Annotated in this window: 16 protein-coding genes and 1 tRNA gene; 9 read left to right on the forward strand and 8 right to left on the reverse strand. The window is 73.1% G+C overall.

Annotated features, from left to right (window positions below):
- Nucleotides 1-211: 211 nt before the first annotated feature.
- On the reverse strand, nucleotides 212-1,159 hold the full coding sequence (locus BU198_RS36905; protein WP_188301172.1) for an Lrp/AsnC family transcriptional regulator: 948 nt from the start codon (nucleotides 1,157-1,159) through the stop codon (nucleotides 212-214).
- A gap of 134 nt (nucleotides 1,160-1,293) precedes the next feature.
- On the opposite strand from BU198_RS36905, the gene BU198_RS36910 reads away from it, so the two are divergent.
- The 3 genes from BU198_RS36910 to BU198_RS36920 all read left to right on the forward strand — a co-directional run bounded on the left by BU198_RS36910 (nucleotide 1,294) and on the right by BU198_RS36920 (nucleotide 5,109).
- The gene (locus tag BU198_RS36910; protein ID WP_223245442.1) at nucleotides 1,294-2,817 is read left to right on the forward strand and encodes an MFS transporter; all 1,524 of its coding nucleotides are present in this window, start codon (nucleotides 1,294-1,296) and stop codon (nucleotides 2,815-2,817) included.
- 163 nt (nucleotides 2,818-2,980) lie between these two features.
- Nucleotides 2,981-3,625, forward strand: coding sequence for a dihydrofolate reductase family protein (locus BU198_RS36915; protein WP_188301174.1), 645 nt, complete (start codon nucleotides 2,981-2,983; stop codon nucleotides 3,623-3,625).
- 473 nt (nucleotides 3,626-4,098) lie between these two features.
- The gene (locus BU198_RS36920; RefSeq protein WP_188301175.1) at nucleotides 4,099-5,109 is read left to right on the forward strand and encodes a methyltransferase domain-containing protein; all 1,011 of its coding nucleotides are present in this window, start codon (nucleotides 4,099-4,101) and stop codon (nucleotides 5,107-5,109) included.
- A gap of 102 nt (nucleotides 5,110-5,211) precedes the next feature.
- Here the strand turns inward: BU198_RS36920 and BU198_RS36925 are convergent, their stop codons facing one another.
- The 4 genes from BU198_RS36925 to snpA (BU198_RS36940) all read right to left on the reverse strand — a co-directional run bounded on the left by BU198_RS36925 (nucleotide 5,212) and on the right by snpA (BU198_RS36940) (nucleotide 9,961).
- Nucleotides 5,212-7,296, reverse strand: a complete 2,085-nt coding sequence (locus BU198_RS36925; RefSeq protein ID WP_188301176.1) for a phosphocholine-specific phospholipase C — start codon at nucleotides 7,294-7,296, stop codon at nucleotides 5,212-5,214.
- A gap of 199 nt (nucleotides 7,297-7,495) precedes the next feature.
- A complete protein-coding gene (locus BU198_RS36930; protein WP_188301177.1) occupies nucleotides 7,496-8,155 on the reverse strand; it encodes a pentapeptide repeat-containing protein in 660 nt (219 codons plus the stop codon).
- 219 nt (nucleotides 8,156-8,374) lie between these two features.
- Nucleotides 8,375-8,998, reverse strand: coding sequence for a snapalysin (gene snpA / locus BU198_RS36935; protein ID WP_188301178.1), 624 nt, complete (start codon nucleotides 8,996-8,998; stop codon nucleotides 8,375-8,377).
- Nucleotides 8,999-9,310: 312 nt separating this feature from the next.
- Nucleotides 9,311-9,961, reverse strand: a complete 651-nt coding sequence (gene snpA / locus BU198_RS36940; protein WP_188301179.1) for a snapalysin — start codon at nucleotides 9,959-9,961, stop codon at nucleotides 9,311-9,313.
- A 437-nt stretch (nucleotides 9,962-10,398) separates the two neighbouring features.
- On the opposite strand from snpA (BU198_RS36940), the gene BU198_RS36945 reads away from it, so the two are divergent.
- The gene (locus BU198_RS36945) at nucleotides 10,399-11,376 is read left to right on the forward strand and encodes a LysR family transcriptional regulator (protein ID WP_401092108.1); all 978 of its coding nucleotides are present in this window, start codon (nucleotides 10,399-10,401) and stop codon (nucleotides 11,374-11,376) included.
- Between the two features lie 20 nt (nucleotides 11,377-11,396).
- Here BU198_RS36945 and BU198_RS36950 read toward each other — a convergent pair whose 3' ends face one another.
- The gene (locus BU198_RS36950; RefSeq protein ID WP_223245443.1) at nucleotides 11,397-12,611 is read right to left on the reverse strand and encodes a low temperature requirement protein A; all 1,215 of its coding nucleotides are present in this window, start codon (nucleotides 12,609-12,611) and stop codon (nucleotides 11,397-11,399) included.
- 492 nt (nucleotides 12,612-13,103) lie between these two features.
- Nucleotides 13,104-14,810, reverse strand: a complete 1,707-nt coding sequence (locus tag BU198_RS36955; RefSeq protein WP_188301181.1) for an ABC transporter family substrate-binding protein — start codon at nucleotides 14,808-14,810, stop codon at nucleotides 13,104-13,106.
- 340 nt (nucleotides 14,811-15,150) lie between these two features.
- Between BU198_RS36955 and BU198_RS36960 the strand changes: the two genes are divergently transcribed.
- From BU198_RS36960 to BU198_RS36980, 5 genes are all read left to right on the forward strand, one after another.
- Complete coding sequence (locus BU198_RS36960) at nucleotides 15,151-16,131, forward strand: ABC transporter permease (protein WP_188301182.1); 981 nt, start codon at nucleotides 15,151-15,153, stop codon at nucleotides 16,129-16,131.
- Between the two features lie 16 nt (nucleotides 16,132-16,147).
- On the forward strand, nucleotides 16,148-17,170 hold the full coding sequence (locus BU198_RS36965; protein WP_188301183.1) for an ABC transporter permease: 1,023 nt from the start codon (nucleotides 16,148-16,150) through the stop codon (nucleotides 17,168-17,170).
- Nucleotides 17,167-19,251 carry a dipeptide ABC transporter ATP-binding protein gene (locus BU198_RS36970; protein ID WP_188301184.1) on the forward strand — a complete coding sequence of 695 codons (2,085 nt, stop codon included), beginning with the start codon at nucleotides 17,167-17,169 and terminating at the stop codon, nucleotides 19,249-19,251. Before BU198_RS36965 ends, BU198_RS36970 begins: the two co-directional genes overlap by 4 nt.
- 60 nt (nucleotides 19,252-19,311) lie before the next feature.
- A tRNA-Lys gene (locus BU198_RS36975) sits at nucleotides 19,312-19,385 on the forward strand.
- A gap of 73 nt (nucleotides 19,386-19,458) precedes the next feature.
- Complete coding sequence (locus BU198_RS36980; RefSeq protein ID WP_188301185.1) at nucleotides 19,459-20,151, forward strand: GOLPH3/VPS74 family protein; 693 nt, start codon at nucleotides 19,459-19,461, stop codon at nucleotides 20,149-20,151.
- A gap of 105 nt (nucleotides 20,152-20,256) precedes the next feature.
- On the opposite strand, the gene BU198_RS36985 is transcribed toward BU198_RS36980, so the two are convergent.
- On the reverse strand, nucleotides 20,257-20,655 hold a 399-nt coding region (locus BU198_RS36985), incomplete at its 5' end, for an alpha/beta fold hydrolase (protein ID WP_411293278.1).

The raw sequence follows: 20,655 nt of genomic DNA on the forward strand, positions 1-20,655 counted from the left end.
ACGGCGCCGGTCCATCGCCTCGGACAGCTCGGCGTGGCGGCCGTCCCGGGTGGCCTCCACGCAGGTCTCACGCAGGTGCCGCTCGTCGGCGAGCGACTGGGCGACCATCGCGACCGTCTCGCGTCGCCGGGAGCCGAACCAGGGGACCGGCGGCGTGTAGCGGACACGGGACGCCCCTGCCCGGGCGGGGGCGTGGTGTTCCGCCTGGGGGTCAGGGCAGGACGTGGGCGAGGCGTTTGACCTCGCGGAGGGTGGGCGCGGTCTCGATGTTCTGGATGCCAGGGAGGGGGCCGATGCGCTGGTCGAGATAGCTGTAGAGGTCGGCGGGCGTACGGAAGACGCCGCTGGCGACGAGGTTGGCGGTGCCGGTGATGGCGGCGGCGAAGGCGATCTCGGGGTGGGTGGCGAGGGCCTCGCCGACGGTGCGCAGGTGGACCGGGACGACGTTCAGCCACAGCTGGGTGGTCATCCGGTAGCCCAGGAGCTGGGGGTCGAAGTCGACGGAGAAGCCGAGAGCGCCTTCGTCCCTGAGCCGGTCGAGGTGGCGCTGGACACTGGAGGCGGAGCGGTCGGCCGCGGTACCGAGTTCGGCAAGGGGGGCCCGGCCGTCGCGGGCCAGTTCGGCGAACAGCACCCGGTCGGTGGCATCCAGGGGCAGCGGTTCCGGCGCGGGGGACGGCTCGGTCGGGGCCGGGGCGTGGAAACGGGTGGCGTGCCAGGTGCTGGTGGTGCCGACGAAGATCCGCATCATGCAGTGGGCGCTGACGGACAGCACGTTCGGGGTGCGCGGGAGCTTCTGCAGCAGGAGGGCGTTGCGCTCGTCGGCGGTGCGGGTGTTGAGGGCGCAGTAGAGCTCGGTGCCGCCGGAAGCCAGGGTGACCCAGCTGGTGTCGGGACGGCGGGCCAGCGCGTCGGCGATGGCGGCGGCCGCGTCGGGTGTGCAGCGCAGGCGCAGCAGCCAGCGCACCAGGCCCAGACGGTCGGGCACCGGTTGGCCCACGATGCGCAGGCCCATGGTGCGCAGCCGTCGGTAGCGACGGGCGACGGTCCGCTCGGAGACGTCCAGGTCCTGGGCGAGGCGGCTGAAGGGAGCCCGGCCGTCCAGTTGGAGGCCCTGGAGCAGCCGCTGATCGAGCTCGTCGAGCCTGTCCGAATCCACCGCGATACCTCATCTGTGTGCCGGATCCTTCCGTCCCGCAGGGTATGGCTTGGGGTGCCTGCGGTGGGGCGCAGAGGGTGTGGAGGTCTTGCCCACTCACTCCGGGAGTTCGTTTCATGCGTATCTGGGGGCCCTTGGCAGCGATCTGCCTGGGCACGTTCATGCTGCTGGTCGATGTCACCATCGTGCTGGTCGCCCTGCCGTCCATGTCCGGATCGCTGGACGCGTCCTTGTCGCAACTGCAGTGGGTGGCCGACGGCTACGCGCTGGCGGTCGCCGCCGCCCTGCTGGGCGCGGGCATGCTCGCCGACCTGCACGGCCGGCGCCGCGTGTACGCGGCGGGCCTGCTCGTCTTCGCCCTCGCCTCCGTCGCCTGTGCGCTGTCACCGGACATGGGCTGGCTGATCGCCGCCCGCCTGGTGCAGGGCATCGGCGCGGCCGCCATGTTCGCCACCACCCTCTCCCTGATCGGCACCCTGTACTCGGGGCGCCGGCTGGGGATGGCCTTCGGCATCTGGGCGGCGGTGGCCGCCAGTGCTGCCGCGCTCGGCCCGGTCCTGGGCGGCCTCCTCACCGAGGCCCTGGACTGGCGGTGGATCTTCTACGTCAACGTGCCCGTCACCGCGCTCGCCCTGTGGATGACCTTCCGCTACGTCCCCCGCTCCACCCCGGCCAAGGACGCCACCCGGCGTCTGGACGTGCCTGGTCTGCTGCTCTTCGCCGTCGGCGCGGGCGGCCTGGTCTACGCCCTGACCGGGTCGCACTCCCACGGCTGGACCGCCGCGGCCACGCTGGTCCCCCTCGGTGCGGCCCTGCTCGCGCTCGTGGCCTTCGTCGGCGTGCAGAGGCGCAGCGTCCACCCGCTGCTGGACCTCTCGCTCTTCCGCCGGCCCGCGTTCACCGCGGCGATGATCACCATCGCCGTCGGGGAGGCGGCGGTGTACGGGATCCTTCCCTACACCTCGATGTGGCTGCAGTCCGTTCAGCACCTCTCCCCGGTCGGCGCCGGCCTGGTCGTTCTGCCGCACGCCCTGGCCGCCGCCCTGGTCGCGATCGTGAGCGGCCGGTGGATGCCCAAGCCCTCCCCCCGCGTGGGCGCCACCCTCGGCCTGTTCCTCGCGGGCCTCGGGGTGTCGGCCGAGGGCTTCCTGGGCCCCGGCTCCGGGTGGCCCGCCCTGGTCGGCGGCCTCGCGCTGAGCGGCCTCGGCATGGGACTGGTCTTCCAGGTCGCCGCCGCCCTCGCCCTGGGCTCGGTGCCCTACGACCGCGCCGGAATGGCCGGCGGCACCTACAGCACCTTCGAACAGCTCGGCTACGCCTTCGGCGTCGCCGTCTTCGGCACGCTGGCCGTCTCCACCATGGGCCGATCCATGGAGGGCAAGGTCACCGACCCGCACCAGGCCGCCCAAACCCTGTCCGGCGGCGGAGCCGACGGCCTGATCGCCGCCGCTCCGGCCGGGCGGCGCGGTGCCCTGGAAGACACCCTGCACGCGGTGTTCGCCACCGGGCACAACACCCTCGCCCTGACCGCGGGTGCCCTCGCCATGGCCAGTGCGGCCCTGGTCCTGTTCCTCACCCGGCACACCGGCAGCGAACCGCCCGCCGCCGACGGCTGGGAACAGCCGGCGGACCCGGAACTCCAGGCCACGGGCGGCTGACCCCCCGCGGCGCCGGGCGGGCTCACCGCCCGCCCGGCGCCGGCGGGGCCACTCCCGAAACGTCCGGGAAAAAGTCCCGTCCCGATGTCAAGGCAGCCGGGTCCGCTCCGACGTCATGGTGTGCGGCGTCCGGCCGCACGGTGGTGCGACAGGAGCTTCAGCCATGGAACAACTGCTCAGAGTCATGAACTTCAACGTCTCGAGCGACGGCATCGCCGCCGGCGAGCACCAGACCCTCGAACTGCCGTTCGGCCTCGATCGCGCCGAGCGGCTGTTCTCCTGGGCGGGCGCCACGGCGAGCTGGCCGATGCGCACCGATCCCGGAGGCAGCCGGGGCCTGGACGACTACTTCACCCGGGACTTCGCCCGCAACATCGGGGCAGAGATCATGGGCCGCAACAAGTTCGGGCCCCAGCGCGGGCCCTGGCAGGACCACGAGTGGCAGGGCTGGTGGGGCGGCCAACCCCCCTTCCACACCCCGGTGTTCGTGATGACCCACCACCCGCGCCCGTCGTTCGCGCTCTCCGACACCACGTTCCACTTCGTCGACGGCGACCCGACCACGGTCCTCGCACAGGCCCGAGCGGCCGCCGACGGCAAGGACGTCCGGCTCGGCGGCGGCGTCACCACCATCCGGCAGTTCCTCGACGCCGGTCTCGTCGACACCCTGCACGTGGCGGTCTCCCCGGTGAAGCTCGGATCCGGACTGAAGCTCTGGGACTCCCCCGACGAGCTGCTCGACCGCTTCGACCTGGAGGTCGTGCCCAGCCCGAGCGGCGTGGCGCACCACCTCTTCTGGCGGCGCTGACACGGAGGCCCCACTGCCCGACGGGGGTGGGCGGTGGGGCCCGCGGCCCCAGCCGGCGGCGCCGGCCCCCGGGTGGCCGGTGAACCGCCCGGATCCAGGGCGCCGGAGCAGCCGGTGTTGCGGCGCATCCGGGCGACGGTCAGTATCGAATGGCCGACCCGAGAGCCGAAGGGCACCGTCCCCACGAGTGGAAGGCCCGGCGGAAGGACCCCTTCGGCGGTCGGGTGGGGAGGCCGCTTCGAGCGCCGCCCGCACACGGCAGGGGCGAAGCCTCACCTCGCCCGTCCGGGTGTGTTCCGTGTCCCTCCTCGGGGGAGTGAGTCGCGAGCACCGGATACGACGGACATCGCTCCATCCGTAGCCGGGGAACCCGCTCGCGCCGGGCCTGGTGTTCGCCACCGTGCCGCGACGCCCCGTCGCCGCACCGGTCGGCTGGCACCGGCGCCACCCGCCTTCGGAAGGAGTTCCCCCCCATGCCTGACACGTACCTTCCGTCCATGTCACTGGATGCCTACCTCCGCACCATCGCGAGCGACCATGCCCAGCTGAGCTCCCTGATCGACCGTGCCCGGCTGCGGGAGGTCGCCGTGGACGGCGGCCTCGCCGCCTGCGACAACGAGTTCGAGTCCGACGCCACCGGCCGGGGCGACTCCTACCGCCGCGCCCAGCAGGACGCCTCCGTCCGCTGGACCGGAGCGCGCCGGCTGCTGGAACTCGCCGCACCGGCCCACGCGGCCGGTGACGTCACGGTGCTCGACGTCCTGGGCGGGGACGGGACCATCGCACGGGCGCTGACCGCGCACGGCGGCGGCACGAGCGCGAGGCTGCGGATCCTGACCGGTGACATCTCGGGCGCGATGGTGGAGCGGGCGCTCGCCTACGGGCTGTCCGCGCTCCGGCAGTCCGCCGAGGCGCTGATCCTCAGGGACGAATCCGTCAACGCCGTGCTCCTGGCCTACGGCACCCACCACATCGCCCCCGAACGGCGCCCGCTCGCCATCGCCGAGGCCGTCCGCGTGGCGAGGGCCGGAGGCCGGGTCGTGGTGCACGACTTCGACGACTCCAGTCCCATGGCCAGGTTCTTCGGCGAGGTCGTCCACTCGTACTCGGCGGTGGGCCACCCGTACGAGCACTTCAGCCGGGCCCGGATGGTGGCCCTCTTCGACGGGCTCGACGTGCCCGTCAGCGTCTCGGACGTCTACGACCCGCTGATCGTCCGAGCGGAGACCGAGGACGAGGCCCGCCGGCGCATGTGCGACTACCTCGCCGACATGTACGGCATCCATGCCTTCTTCGCTCGGCTGGACCGGAACGAGGCCTGGCACCGCGTCCAGCAGCACTTCGACCACACCGCCTACCTCGCCGGCATCGATGCGCCACCGGGCACCCGGGTCCGCCCCACGACGTACCGCGTGGACGACGGCTACGCGGCCGAGGTACCCAGGATGGCACTCGCGGCCGTGGCCACGAAGGCACCGGTCTGAGCCGGACGACGGCACCGGGCGGAGCGGCGTGACGCACCGCCCGTTCCGGCGCCGCCGGCGCGAAGGCCCCACCGCCCGGCGCGGGCGGTGGGGCCCGCGGCCTCAGCCGGTGACGCTGGCGGCGCCCGTCTCCAGGTGGCCGGTGAAGCGCTGGGACCAGCTGCCGTCGGCGTCCACCGTCACGGTGAAGTCGTACCAGCCGTTGGTGTAGGCCACGGCGTTGAAGAAGTCGGTCACGCTGCCGCCGGCCGGGACCTGGTACGTCCAGGGGCCGTCCGTGCGGTAGTTGTCGGACGCGATGGTGAAGGTCAGCGGCGTGGTGCCGGAGTTGGCGAGCCTGAAGTACACCGCCGGCTTGCCCGTGCCCGGCTCGACCGCGTACGAGGCGGTGACCGCCGCGTTCTTGCCCGCCTTCGTCGCGTCGCCCTTGAAGCGGCGCAGGAAGCGGTTGGGGCCGACCACCGTGAGGTCGTACGGGCCGCCGCCGAAGCCGCTGCCGCAGTTGAAGAAGTCGCTGGTGCTGCCGCCCGGGTCGACCGTGTACTGCCAGGGGCCGCCGCCGCGGTAGGCGTTGGCGTACGCGGCGAAGTGGGCGGACTTCGCCGCCGGCGCCCCCACGTTGGCCATCGTGATCCAGACCTTCATCACCCCGCCCGAACCGAACTCCAGGTGGTCCAGGTTGGCGTTGGGCTGGTACGGCAGGGCCCGCGCGGGCCGGGTGCCGGGCTCCTGCACCGGGAGCTGGTTGTTCACCGGGGCCGGGTTGGGCAGCGGACCGCAGGCGGCGAGGCCGATGGTCTGCGAGGTGTCGGGCAGGGCGGGCAGGCCGTACACCGGGTTGGCGAAGTCGAACACGCCGGTCAGGTCGCCGCAGACGCGGCGGCGCCAGTCGCTGATGTTCGGGCAGGTTGCGGGCTTGCCGAGGGCGGCCGTCCAGGACTCCAGGAAGCGCAGCACCGAGGTGTGGTCGAAGGTCTCGGAGTTGACCCAGCCGCCGCGGGTCCAGGGCGAGACGGCGATCATCGGGACGCGGAAGCCGAGGCCGATGTTGGTGCCGCTGTAGAACTCGCCCGGGGTTCCGGCCGGGGCGGCCGGCGGCGGGACGTGGTCGAAGAAGCCGTCGTTCTCGTCGTAGTTGATGAACAGGATCGACGAGTTGAAGACGTTCGGGTCCGCGTTGAGCGCGTCGATCACCATGTGGACGAAGTGCGCGCCGTCCACCGGGGTGGAGTACGGGTGCTCGGAGGAGGCCTGGTCAGGGACGATCCAGGAGACCTGCGGGAGCGTGCCGGCCAGCACGTCGGCCTTGATCGCGGCGGCGATGTCGTCCGGGGTCCTGCCGGTCACCTTGGGCACCGAGCCCATGCCCTTGACCGCGAGCGGGCTGCCGGCCGGGGCGCCGGAGAACTGGCTGAAGTAGGCCAGCGCGTTGTCGCCGTAGTTGTCGGCGGCGTTCTGGTAGACCTTCCAGCTCACCCCGGCGCTCTCCAGCGCCTCGGCGTAGGTCTGCCAGCGCAGGCCCTTCTCGTCGCCGCCGTCGTAGGCCGGGCCGCCCGCGGTGCCGGCCGGGTCGATCTGGCCGGACCAGTGGTAGGTGCGGTTGGGGCCGGTCGCGCTCAGGACGGAGCAGTGGTAGGCGTCGCAGATGGTCCAGTTCTCGGCCAGCGCGTAGTGGAACGGGAGGTCCTGGCGGGTGAGGAAGCCGAGCGTGCGGACGTTGCCCTTGGCGGCGACCCAGGAGTCCATCCTGCCGCCGTTCCAGGCCTTGTGCTGGTCGCTCCAGCCGTGACTGAGGTCGCCGTTGCATTGGGCGAGGCGCTCGGGGTCGGCGCCGCCGGCCGGCTTGGTCAGGCTGAACTGCCACGGGTACTGGCGGGAGAGCAGGCCGTTCGGCTGGTTGAAGACGCTGTAGCCGCCGGAGATCTGGATGGCGCTGCGGTCGGCGAAGCCGCGCACGCCGCGCAGCGTGCCGAAGTAGTGGTCGAAGCTGCGGTTCTCCTGCATCAGGATCACCACGTGCTGGGCGTCGCGGATGGTGCCGGTGGTGCCGAGCGCGGTGGTGGCGGCCGCTGCGGCCGGGCCGCCCGGGGCGGCACCCGCGGCGCCGGCACCGGTGCCGGCCACGGCGAGGCCCGCCGCGGCGGCACCGGACAGCGTGACGAACTTCCTACGACTCAACTCGGCCATCAGAACCGGTCCGTCCCTTCGCTGGCGATGTTGTGCACACAAGTCGGGGCCATCGATCGCGGAGAAGTCTCCACCGCGGCCGAACCGGGCCACCAGATGCGGGCGCCAGGGTTGGCGGACTGTTCGCCGGAGCGCCACCGGAGTTCGCCCGGTCGTCACCGAGCGACGCCCGGCTGAACGGACGAAGGGGCCGGGGTGCTCAGCGGTCCTTGACGTCGATCCCCAGCGCCTGGGCGAACTGGGGTGCCAGCTCCATCAGTTGGAGGGAGCTGATGACCGCGCCGCGCAGCCCCTGGTGGCCGTCGGTCAGGCCGAGCCGGACGGCCCCGCGCAGGTCGGTCTTGCTCAGCGTCGCGCCGCGCAGCCGGACCTCCTCCAGCGTGGAGCCGGGGAAGGACACCCCGGTCAGCTTCGCCTCGCCGAAGTCCACGTCGCGCAGCAGGCAGTCCTCGAAGACGACGTCCCGCAGGACGGCCGAGCGCAGGTTGACCGCCTCCAGCTTGCAGCCCCGGAACACCACCCGGCGCAGCGCCGAGCCGTACCCGGCGACCCCGGCGAGCACCCCGCCGACGAAGGAGCTGTCCTGCCACTCGGAGCTGCTCAGGTCGCAGGCGACCCAGCGGCCGGCCTGCACCCAGACCTCGTTGAACCGGGCCTGGCGCAGCTTGACCCCGCTGAGCGCGACGCCGGTGAAGGCGCACTCCAGGAAGGACCCGCCGGCGCCGGACTCGTCGGTGTGCTCGCCGCCGTCGAAGTGCGCGGTGTCGTACCGCTCGTCACTGCGCAGCGGCCCGGTGTGCGGGCGCAGCAGTTCGGCGTACGGGAGGTCGGCGAGCCGGTCGGGGACGGCACGGGACATGGCGGTGGCTCCTGCGGTCGGGGGCGGAGGGGTCTCGCCCGCATGCTCGCACGCGGCACCGACAACGGCCCGTACCGACAACGGCCGCCCTGCAACGGGCCCGCCCGTACCGACGATGCCTGCCGCGGCCCCGCCCGCCCTGCGCCACACCGCCCGACAACCGCGGCGCCCCGGACCGGCCGCGTCGAGGCGGCCGGTCCGGGGCGCTCACCGCTCGGGTCAGCCGCGCGCCCAGAGCGAGTTGACGCGGCTGCGCTCGGTGGTGTTCGGGTAGGCGTTGGTGCAGGAGGTGCCGGGGCCGCCGCCCGACATCAGCTCGCTGCACGGGCCGGAGTAGTGGTCCGGCAGGCCGAGCACGTGCCCGGTCTCGTGCGCCACCACGCGCACCGAGCTGTACTGCTGGTTCTGCTGGTAGTCCAGGAAGACGTAGCCGCGCCCGTGGCCGTCGGTGCTGGCGTACGAGCCGCGGCTGTCGTTGCCCTCGTAGTAGCGGAAGTCGGCGGCCGAGCCGGACTGCAGCTTGACGTTGGCGACCGAACCGTTCCAGATCTGCGCGGACTGGGATATCTGGTTGCGGAAGGACGGAGCGGAGCTGGCGTCGTAGGTGACGGTGACGACCGCCAGGCCGGGGTTGGCCGCCTGCTTGGCCTTGGCGGAGGCCATCACGGCCTGGAAGAAGGCCTGGTTGTTGGCCGTCTCCGCGGCCGAGCCCGCGTACGTCGTGGCGGTGTAGCCCTGGACCGCCGGGGCGGCCGGCGCCGCGGTGGCGGCGGTGGTGGGCAGGATCGCGAGGCCGGCCGCGAGGGCGAGGCCGAGGGTGGCGGACAGCACGGATCGCTTCATGTGGGGGCTCCGATTCGTGGGGTGTCGTGGCCGGTTGGGGGCCGGCCCGGGGGAACACCTGGTCAACGGATGGTGTCCCCAGAGCTTCGGGCAACCCGGTGCGCCCGCGGATGATGGCAACCCGCGATAGCACCGTCCAATACCCTGCCCGCGGAGCCGAATTGAGTGGCCTTTTCCTCGGCTTGACTCAATCGTGCCCCTGGCATTCAGTTCCGGTGGCGGCTAGGCTCCGGTCCGGGGAAGTACCCGGAGTGGCGGGCCGACCGATTCCGGCCGGACGGCCCGCCGCGCCGAACTCACCTGCCGGACATGTCAGTTCCGGGCCGCGAGACCGTTGGCCCAGAGGTAGTCGACCTGGCTGCGCTCGTTGCCGTCGGGGTAGGGATTGGTGCAGGACGGGCCGGGGCCGCCGCCCGACATCAGCTCGCTGCACGGGCCGGCGTAGTCGTCGGGCAGGCCGAGCACGTGCCCGGTCTCGTGCGCCACCACGCGCAGCGAGCTGTACTGCTGGTTCTGCTGGTAGTCGAGGAAGACGTAGCCGTGGCCGTGGCCGTCGGTGCTGGCGTACGAGCCGCGGCTGTCGCTGCCCTCGTAGTACGAGAAGTCGCCGTTGCCACCGGTCTCCTGGAGCCGCACCCCGCTCACCGAGCCGTTCCAGATCTGCGCGGCCTGGGATATCTGGCTCGTGAAGGAGGGCGCGTTCGCGGTGTCGTAGGTGACGGTGACGCTCAGCAGCCACGGGTTCGCGGCCTGCCGCGCCTTGGCCGAGGCCATCACGGCCCGGAAGAAGGCCTGGTTGTCCGCGGTCTCCGCGGCCGGGGCGGCGTGCGTCGAGGGGGTGTAGCCCTGGACGGCGGGGACGGCGGGCGCGGCCGGCGCCGCGGTGGCGGCGGTGACGGGCAGGGTCGCGAGGCCCGCCGCGAGGGCCAGGCCCAGGGCGGCGGACAGCACGGATCGCTTCATGTGGGGCTCCGATTCGCGGTGCGCCGGCTCGCGGGGGCCGGTGGGGGCCGGGCCCGGCGACGGCGCACGGTGGGGGCCGCCCCACGGGTGTGACCGGGGGCGGGTTGCTGTTCCCGAGCTTCGACCCGCCCGGGGCCGTCACGGATGATGTCAACCGGCGATAGCACCGCCGCATGGTGGCCGGGCCCGGCACGCGGTCCGGCCGGGCTGACCCCACCGGACGAACCCGTCGGGCGAACCCCCCCGGACGAACCCGCCGCACGAACCCACCCCACGCCCACCCCACGCCCGCCACACGTCCACCGCACGTCCGCCGCACCTCCGCCGCACGTCCGCCGCACACGACACCGGCCGTTCCGCCGGCCGGCTCCCCGACACGCCTTGAATGCCTGTCATGTCCTTGGCGAGACAGTGGGGCGGCGTCTATGCTCCCGGACGTGGAGCTCGACGTGAGACACCTCCGGGTGCTGTGCGCGATCGCCGACACCGGCAGCCTCCGCAAGGCCGCGCTCCAGCTCGGCATGACCCAGCCCTCCCTCACCACCCAGCTGCACCGCATCGAACGGGCCATCGGCGGCACCCTGTTCACCCGTGAACAGACCGGCAGCCGGCCCACCGCGCTCGGCCACTCGGTGCTCTCCCGGGCCAGGCCGGTGATCACCGAGATGGCCGCCCTGGTGGCCGCCGCCCGCCAGGAGGCCAGGGACTCGGCCGGGCCGGGCCGGCAGCGACGGCTGCGGATCGGCAGCGTCGGCAGCCGGGCGGTCGCGGCCTGGCTGCGCCGGGTGCACGAGCGGCTGCCGGACACCGACACCACCATCCACGTGGACATCTCGGCCAGCGCGCTGCTGCGGATGGTCGCCGCCGACCAGCTGGACGTGGCCTTCGTGTACGAGAGCGAGGGCTTCCCGCTGCGGGTGCCGCCGGACGCGGAGCAGCGGGTACTGATGGCCAGGGAGCCGCAGTTCGTCGCGCTCGCCGCCGGGCATCCGGCCGCCGCCCGGCCGGTCGTCCACCTGGCCGACCTCGCCGAGGACACCTGGATGGTCGACCCGACCGCCGACCACGAGTACGCGGCGATGCGCCGGGTGTTCAGCGAGGCCGGGCTCAACCCCCGGGTGCTCCAGGTGCGGGACAACGCCACCGCCGCCGAGCTGGTCGCCTCCGGCGAGGCCGTCCGCCCTTGCCAGCCGACCTCGCTGCCCGGGCCCGGCACGGTGGTCCGCCCGGTGCACGGGGACCCGTTGGCCGTCCGGCTGCTGTTCACCTGGCGTCCGCGCGTGCTCAGCGCACCCGCACTGGACGCGCTGTACGGCGAACTGCGGGCCGCCTACCTGGATCTGGCCAAGGTCAACCCGGCCTACCTGGCCTGGCTGGCCCGGCACGAACCGGTGCTGCTGGGGCGGGCCGGCTAGCCCGTCCTCGCGGGAGGGAGTCAGCGGGCGATCCCGTGCCTGCTCTCTCGGCCGTGGACCAGCACGCCACCCGCCACCATCAGCGCGCAGACCAGGCCCGCCGCGAGCACCCCGGAGCCGCCGAGCGCGGTGCAGGCCAGCACCAGCACGGCCCCGGCCGGCGCCAGCGACTGGGCCACCACGCCCCGCTTGGTGTGCCGGGAGTGCAGGAACCAGACCGTGACCAGGAAGACCGCGGTGGGCACGGTGACCGTCGCGGTGGCGGCGGTCTCGGAGATGTGCGCCTGGTGCACCGCCGACTCCACGGCCACCTCCAGCCCCGCCCCGATCGCCGCCGCCGAGCCGAACACCAGGTAGTGCCCGTAACCCCAGACCAGCGCCTGCCGGTTGGAGCGCAGGTGGTCGTGGACGGGCCGGGCGAAGTAGATCCACCAGGCGGCGAAGCAGATCAGCAGCCCGCCGATCGCCACCGGCACCAGCCGGCCCAGCTCCTCGTGCTCGTCCACCGCCGACTGCACGGCGACGGTCGCCGCCGCCACCGTCTCGCCGAGCACGATCAGGGTGAACAGCCCGTACCGCTCGGCGATGTGGTGCGGGTGCCAGGAGGTCCGCAGCCGCAGCTCGGCGACCACCGGCACGGCCAGCTCGCACAGCACCCCGACCGGGATGGCGTAGGGCCGGGCGCCGTGCGGGAGGAACAGCATCACCACCCAGCCGATCTGGCAGAGCGTGATCCCGGCCGCGTAGCCCAGCGCGACCCGGCGTGCCGTGCCCTGCTCGCTGGCGGCCGCCCGCAGCCACTGGGTGACCATGGCCAGGCGCATCACCACGTAGCCGGTGATCGCCAGCGACAGGTCCTGGGTGGCGAACAGCCGTGGCACCCCGGCGGCCAGGATCAGCACCCCGGCGATCTGCACCAGGGTGGTGACCCGGTACGGCACGTCGTCGACGTCGTACGCGGAGGCGAACCAGGTGAAGTTCATCCACGCCCACCAGATGGCGAAAAATGACAGGGCATAGCCGGTTCCGCCCGCTCCGTAGTCTCCGGCTGCCAGGGAGTGGGCCAGTTCCCGCCCGGCCTGGCCGACCGCGACCACGAAACAGAGGTCGAAGAAGAGTTCCAGCGGGGTGGCGACCCGGTGCGGCTCGTGGCGGTCGCGCGGAAGCATCCGGCGCACCGGCGGCGGGTCGACGGGGTGGCTGCGGGGTGCCGCGGCGGCGGGGTCACTGGCCATCGGAGCTGCTCCGGGGGTGTGCGGGAGGGATCGTCCCGGGCATCCTGGCAGCGGCCCGGGCCCGGCGCACGTACCGGCGCGGCAGGTGTGCGCGCACCGGCACATCGGCGTGCACGCTCCGGCGCATTCCCGGACTACCGCACGCCCCCGCCGCGATCGACCCGAATGTCCACTTTTTTCCTTGCCGTCAGCCCCAGTTGACGCTCCGGTGCGCGAACCGGGTGACAGCGCGGCGGGATTCCGGGCGCGTCCCGCGCGCTGCGCCGCGGGCGACCGGAGCGCCGCTAGATTCTTCCCCGGTTGGAAGAGCGCGGGTCCTGCCGGGCCCCACGACACGGGTGGCGTGCGGGCAACGCGGAAGGTCAAGGCGGGTGGCGGGACAGCGGGGGCGGCACAGCCGATCCTCCCGCGTCCGCGCCACCGGCCTCGTGATCACCGCGCTGCTCGCCAGCGCCTGCCGCGCGGCCCGACCGGCCCCGGCCGTGGCGGCGGCTACTTCTCCCAGCCGAGCACGCTGTAGTCCTCCGTGGCGAGGCCGAAGGCACCGTAGTTGGCCAGGCCCTTGCGGGTCGCCACCACGGAGGGCCGCTGGTAGAGCTCGACGGTGTGGCCGAGCTCCCAGATCTTCGCGTCCGCCTGGTTGTAGAGCTTCGCGGCCTCCACCGGGTCGACCGTCCCGGCCGCCTTCTTCAGCAGCGCGTCGATCTCCGGGGTGCCCAGCCGCGAGGGGTTGCTGAAGGTGTTGTCGCCCACCGGCAGGCGGAAGTTGGCCAGGCCCTTGGAGTTCGGGAACGAGTCGGTGTTGCGCCAGCTCGCGATGTCGAACTTGCCCGGGGTGACGTACTTGGCGAAGTAGTCGTTGGCGGCCACCTTGTCCAGGTCGACCTTGACCCCGACCGTCTGCCACATCGCCGCCGCCGCGGTGGCCAGGTCGAGCTGGGCCTGCGTGGAGCCGTCGTTGAGCACCCAGTGCAGTTCCAGCGGCCGGCCGTCCCTGGTGCGCGGCCGGCCGCCGCCGGACTCCTTCCAGCCGGCCTCGTCCAGCAGCGCCTTGGCCGCCGCCGGGTCGAATGTCGCCCAGTCGCCCGAGTTGTCCTGGTAGCCCGCCTGGTTGGGCATGATGATGTGGTTGCCGAGCGGCTTGAACTCCACCGGCACCCCGTTGTTGGCGATCTTGATCAGCGCCGAGCGGTCAAGCGCCCTGCCGAGCGCCTGGCGGACCTTCCGGTCGGCGAGCGCGCCGGTGCCGCCGAAGGAGATGTGCACCTCGTCCCACGGGCTGGCGGCCCGGATCACGGTGTCCTTGGCGTTCTTGAGCTGCCCGTACGCGGTGGCGGTGCCCGCCGAGGCCAGGTCGATCTCGTTGTTGAGGTACGCCTGGATGCTCGCGGCCTTGTCCATCACCCGGAAGGTGATCCGGTCGAGCTTGGCCCTGGCGCCCCACCAGGCCGGATCGGGGACGAGGCTGAGGGTCTGCGCGGTCTTGTCCGCGACGCCGATCTTCAGCGGGCCGGCGGTGATCGGGATCCTCTCCACCCAGCCCTTGTTGAAGTCGTCAGGGGTGGCGATGCCGGCCGCCGGGATCAGCGGGCGGAACAGGTTCTGCCAGTCCGCGTACGGCTCCGAGAAGGTGACCTCGACCTCGCCCGGGCCGGCGCCCTGCTCGACCGCGGAGATCAGCTCGTAGCCGGACGGGTCGTAGATGTTGTACGCCGGGTCCTTGCCGCTGCCCGCCTGCCAGTCGGCCCTGAAGTCCAGGTAGCTCAGCGGCTTGCCGTCCGACCACACCGCCTTGGGGTTCAGCCGGTACGTGATCACCTGCGGCGAGGTCGAGGTGACCTTGGCCTCCACCAGGTAGTCCGGGTTCGGCCGGAAGGTTCCGGAGGCGTCGGTGCGGAAGAGCGAGGGCTCCAGGGCGCGGATGAGGTTCACCGTGTCGGTGTAGGAGCCGCCGTCCACCTGGAGCGGGTTCCACTGGGTGATCCACTGGTCCAGCTGGAGGCGCACCTCGCCGCCGTCCTTGACCTGGTCCAGCGGCTTGGCGTTGATGTCCTCGGAGTCCTGTCTCGGTGGCTCGCTCTTGGTGGCGCTGTCGGCCGAACCGCCACCGCCCGAGGTGCACGCGGTGACCGCGAGCACGACGGCGACGGCAAGGGCGGCCGCCCGGCCGAGACGGCGGGCCGTGGTGGAAGCGTCCATGAGGGTCCCCCTGGGATTGGTGACGGGAGTCGGGGCGCGCGAGGTGTGACGGGTCTTGATCGTGGGCAGCCAATTCGGCACCGAGCCAGCAGAACGTAACAGCGGATCAGATCCGCCACCAGGGGGAGGAGCGCACACCTGATCGAGACGTCACATGCGGCAACACCGTCGCAACACCCCCTCAGTGCGCTGGTGCTTCACTCTGACCTGCGTGTTCCCAACTCCCTTGCCACAAAAGTCATCTGATGACAAAACAGGACCACGACAGGACCCGGACCGGAGGCCACCACCCGATGCCCACCAGACGCGTCGGCCCCACCCGCACCACGGACGGCCGCTGATGCTCCGCTACCTGGCGAAACGGCTGGGCTACTACGCGGTGCTGCTGGTCGCCGCCGTCTTCCTGGCGTACGCGGTCTCCGCGACCGCCCTGCAGCCGCGCACCTACTTCGAGGCCAAGGTGCCCCGGCCGTCCGCCGAGTCGGTCGAGCGCCAGCTCACCGCGCTCAACCTGAACGACCGCACGCCGGTGGTCGAGCGCTTCGGCCACTGGGCCGGCGGGCTGCTCGACGGCGACCTCGGCCGGAGCATCCACGACACGCCGGTCACCGACGACTTCGGCCGCCGGGTCCTGGTCTCGCTGCGGCTGCTGCTGCTCGGCAGCCTGCTGGGCATGGTCCTCGGCGTCGCCGCCGGCGCGTGGAGCGCGGTGCGCCAGTACCGGATCTCCGACCGGCTGCTCACCGTGCTGTCCTTCGTGCTGCTCTCCACCCCGGTCTTCCTGGTCGCGCTGTTCCTCAAGAACGGCGCCATCGCCGCCAAGGACGCGGCCGGCCACGAGGTCGTCCCGTTCACCGGCTACGAGACCCCGGGGCTCGCCGGCGGCCTCGGCGCCCACCTCGCCGACTGGGCACTGCACCTGCTGCTGCCCACCATCTCGCTGGCCCTCGGCGGACTCGCCACCTACAGCCGCTACCAGCGCGGCACCATGCTCGACGTGCTCGGCTCCGACTACCTGCGCACCGCCGAGGCCAAGGGCCTGACCCGCGGCCGGGCGCTGCTCAGGCACGGCCTGCGGACCGCGGTGATCCCGATGTCGACCATGTTCGCCTACAGCTTCCTGGGCATCTTCACCGGCGCGATCTTCACCGAGACGATCTTCGGCTGGCACGGCATGGGCGAGTGGCTGATCAAGTCGATCAACGAACAGGACGTCAACTCGGTGGTGGCGATCAACCTGTTCACCGCCGTCGTCGTGCTCGCCTCCGGCTTCCTCGCCGACACCCTGCACGCCGCCCTCGACCCGCGCGTGCGGTCCTGACCGGAGGAGAGCCGAGTTGACCTCCATCGCCACCACCGAACCGGCCGAACCGGCCGGCCCCAACGCCCCCGTCGGTCCCGTCGGCCCTGCCGGCCCGCCCCGGGCCACCGGCCGCGGCCGGCTCGTCCTCTCCCGGCTGCTCGCCGCCCGCGGCGCCGTGGCCGGCGCCGTCGTGGTGCTGCTGCTGTTCGCGCTCGCCTTCGGCGGGCCGTACCTGACGCACTGGGACTACGCCGCCCCCGACTTCTCCGCACTGCACCGGCCCCCCTCCGCCGAGCACCTGTTCGGCACCAACGGGGTCGGCCAGGACGTCTTCGCGCAGACCGTCCGCGGCTTGCAGAAGTCCCTGGTCATCGGCCTGCTGGTGGCACTGTTCTCCACCGCGCTGGCCTCCGTGGTCGGTGCCTGCGCCGGCTACTTCGGCGGCTGGGCCGACCGGGCGCTGATGTTCCTGGTGGACCTGCTGCTGGTCTTCCCGGCCTTCCTGGTCATCACCATCGTCTCGTCCCGGCTGAAGAGCGCCGGCTGGATCGCCTTCGTCCTGCTGCTCGCGCTGTTCAACTGGATGATCACCGCCCGGGTGGTCCGCTCGATGACCATCTCCCTGCGCGAGCGCGAATTCGTCCGCGCCGCACGGTTCATGGGCGTCCGGCCGCTGCGGATCATCAGCCGGCACATCCTGCCGAACGTCGCCTCCTTCCTCGTCATCGACGCCACCATCGCGGTCGGCGGCGCCGTGATGAGCGAGACCGCGCTCTCCTACTTCGGCTTCGGGGTCAAGGCGCCGGACGTCTCGCTCGGCACCCTGCTCGCCGCCGGGACCGGCGAGGCCCCGGTGTTCCCCTGGCTGTTCTACTTCGCCGCCGCGCTGCTGGTGCTGTTCGTCCTCGCCGTCAACCTGATCGGGGACGGGCTGCGCGACGCCCTCGACCCCACCTCCGGTGCCGCGCCCCGCCGTTCGCGGGCCACCCGCCGTTCCGCCGACCGCTCCGCCGGCCGGTCCACCAGCCAGTCCGCGAGTCGTAGGAAGCGCCCGTGACCACCACCGTCGACACCCCGCTGCTCGCCGTCCGTGGCCTCCGGGTGGACTTCGCCGGGCCCGCGGGCCCGGTCCCCGCCGTCCGCGGGGTGGACCTCACCCTACGACGCGGCGAGACCCTCGGCATCGTCGGCGAGTCCGGCTCGGGGAAGTCCGTCACCGCGCTGTCCGTGCTCGGGCTGCTGCCCCGCACCGCGAGCCTCAGCGGCTCGGTGCGGCTGGACGGACGGGAACTGGTCGGACTGCCAGGCCGGGAACTCGCCGCGATCCGCGGCCGCCGGATCGCCATGGTCTTCCAGGACCCGCTCTCCGCGTTCACCCCGGTCTACCGGATCGGCGACCAGATCGCCGAGGCGGTCCGCATCCACCAGCGGGTGGACAAGGCCGCCGCGCGGCGAAGGGCCGCCGAACTGCTCGACCTGGTCGGCATCCCGGCACCCGGCCGGGCCCTGGACAGCTTCCCGCACGAGTTCTCCGGCGGCATGCGCCAGCGCGCGATGATCGCCATGGCCGTCGCCAACGAGCCCGACATCCTGCTCGCCGACGAGCCCACCACCGCGCTCGACGTCACCATCCAGGCCCAGGTGCTGGACGTGCTGCGCACCGCCCAGCGGGAGACCGGCGCGGCGCTCGTCCTGGTCAGCCACGACCTCGGGGTGATCGCCGGAACCGCCGACCGGGTCGCGGTGATGTACGCCGGACGGGTGGTCGAGACGGCCGGGGTGGACGAGCTGTTCGCGGCCCCGCACCACCCGTACTCGCTCGGCCTGATCGGCGCACTGCCCCGGCTGGACGGGCGCGGCGGTCCGCTCGTACCGATCCCCGGCACCCCGGCGCCGATGGCCGAACTGCCCCCGGGCTGCCCGTTCGCGGCGCGCTGCCCGCTGGTGGAGGAGCGCTGCACGGCGGCCGAGCCGGCCCTGGAGGGGGCGGCCGGTCATCTGTCGGCGTGCGTCCGGTCGGCGGAACTCGCCGAGCGGCGACCCGCACCGGCCGAGGTCTACCCCGTCCCCGAGCTGCCGCCCGTCGCCGGCCCCGGCGACCGCTCGTCCCGGACACCGGTGCTGTCGGTGAGCGGGCTGGGAAAAACGTTCCCGCTCCTCAAGGGCACGGTGTTCAAGCGCAAGGTCGGCGAGGTGTACGCGGTGGACGGCGTCGACCTGGACCTGCGGGAGGGCGAGACCCTCGGCCTGGTCGGCGAGTCCGGCTCCGGCAAGTCCACCACCCTGTTCGAACTGCTGCGGCTCGGCGCCCCGGAGGCCGGCCGGATCGAACTGCTCGGCCGGGACACCGCCGCACTCACCCGGGCCGAGGCCCACCGGCTCCGCGCCCTGGTGCAGATCGTCTTCCAGGACCCGATGGCCAGCCTCGACCCCCGGATGCCGGTCGGCGACATCGTCGCCGAACCACTGCTCGCCCAGCGCGCCCCGCGCGAGGAGATCGCCCGGCGGGTGCCCGAACTGCTCCGCCAGGTCGGCCTCGACCCCGAGCACGCCGTCCGTTACCCGCACCAGTTCTCCGGCGGCCAGCGCCAGCGCGTCTCGATCGCCCGGGCGCTCGCCGTCCGGCCGAAGCTGCTGGTGCTGGACGAACCGGTCTCCGCCCTGGACGTCTCCATCCAGGCCGGGGTGCTCAACCTGCTCCAGTCGCTCAAGGCCGAACTGGGCCTCTCCTACCTCTTCGTCTCGCACGACCTCTCGGTGATCCGGCACCTCGCCGACCGGGTCAGCGTGATGTACCTCGGCCGGACGGTCGAACAGGGTGAGGTCTCCGCCGTCTTCGACCGCCCCCGCCACCCGTACACCCGTGCCCTGCTCTCCGCCGTCCCGCTCCCCGACCCCGCCGCCGAGCGCGCCCGCGACCGGATCCTGCTGGCCGGCGACCCGCCCCCGCCCACCGAGCGCCGCACCGGCTGCGTCTTCCGCACCCGCTGCCCGCGCTACGCCGGGCTCACCTCCCCGGCCGACCGCACCCGCTGCGAGCAGGAGCGGCCGGCCCTGTCCGACGACGCGCCCGGGACCGACCACCAGGCGGCCTGCCACCACCCGGAGCCGACGACCGGAGCCGGTCACCGAAGGTGAAGCATCGAACACGATTCGGCGGATCGGGTGAGCGCCGTGTAAAGTCTCCGACGTCAGCAGGCGCCGCTAGCTCAGTTGGTTAGAGCAGCTGACTCTTAATCAGCGGGTCCGGGGTTCGAGTCCCTGGCGGCGCACATGGCAAGGTCTCAGGCCGTCCACTCCGGTGGGCGGCCTGAGGCGTTTCCGGCCCGGGTAGACCTTCTCCTCGTGAACTCCTCCGACACCCGGCCCCTGGCCGAGGAACTGCTGCTGCTCTGCGCCGACCCGGCGGGCGGACGTCTGCGGGTCCCCTCCCTCACCGTCTCGACGGCGGTCGCGGGCGCCGTCCTCGCCGAACTCCTGCTGGCCGGCGCGATCACCGTCGACGGGCGCCGGATCACCGGCCACCAGCCACTGGGCGGCCACGACGAGCCCGCCACCGCCGTCCTGGCCGGCCTCGAACGGGCGGGCAAGGGCCGGCCCCGGACTCTCGACCACGCGCTGCGCGAACTCACCCACCCGCACGGCAGGACGACCCGCCACTACCTGGACCGGATGGTCGGACAGGGCGTGCTGACCGTCCGGAGCCGCTGCTTCCTCGGGCTGCCCCACCGTCGCTGGACGGCCGTGCCGCCGGATGCCCGAGCGCTGATCGCCGGGCGGATCGCGGCCACGCTGGCGCGCACCGGACCGGCCGACACCACCGGGCCGTCCGATACGGCCGTTCCGTCCGGCACGGCCGACGAGCGGGACCGGCAACTGGCCGGCCTGGTCGGGGCGGCCCGGCTGGAACGCCGGCTCTACCCGGGATCGAAGGGTGCCCGGACCCGGCAGGCCGTCCGGCAGCTGGCCCGCGGCCTTCCCGTCCCCCGGGCCGTGGAGCGGGAGATCGCCCGCCGGAGGTCCCAGTCGGGGAGTTGATCCGGCCCGCCGGGCGCCCGTCCCCGGGGTTTCCGGCCGGTCGCCGAGGCGTCCCGGCGCGACGCCTCGGCCCGGCGTCCCGGCGCGGTATCCCGGCGCGGCGCCTCAGCGGGTGTCGAGCACGGCCGAGGCCACCGCGTCCGGGCGGTCGAACATCACCAGGTGCCCGGCCGGGGCGGTGGTGCGGAAGTCGGCCCCGAGCAGCGCCGCCAGCTCCCGTTGCCGGGCCAGCCAGTCCTCGGTGTCGCCCGTCCGGCAGCCGTCGTCGGCGGCCAGCACGGTGACCGGAAGGTCCTCGGCCAGCGGCCGGGTGCGCCGCAGCCCGTCCAGCTCCGCGGCCGTGTCGAGGTAGCGCCCGTTCTCCCGGAGCAGCGCGCGCAGCGCCCGCCCGGTGCGGTAGCAGCGCCGGACCAGCGGCTTCGGGGCGAGGTCCTCCCGGCGGACGGTGGACAGCCGGGCGGTGGTCCGGCGGACGGTCGGGCCGAGCAGGTAGGGCACGGCGAG

This window comes from Streptomyces sp. CBMA156, assembly GCF_014596515.1.
Taxonomy (GTDB): domain Bacteria; phylum Actinomycetota; class Actinomycetes; order Streptomycetales; family Streptomycetaceae; genus Kitasatospora.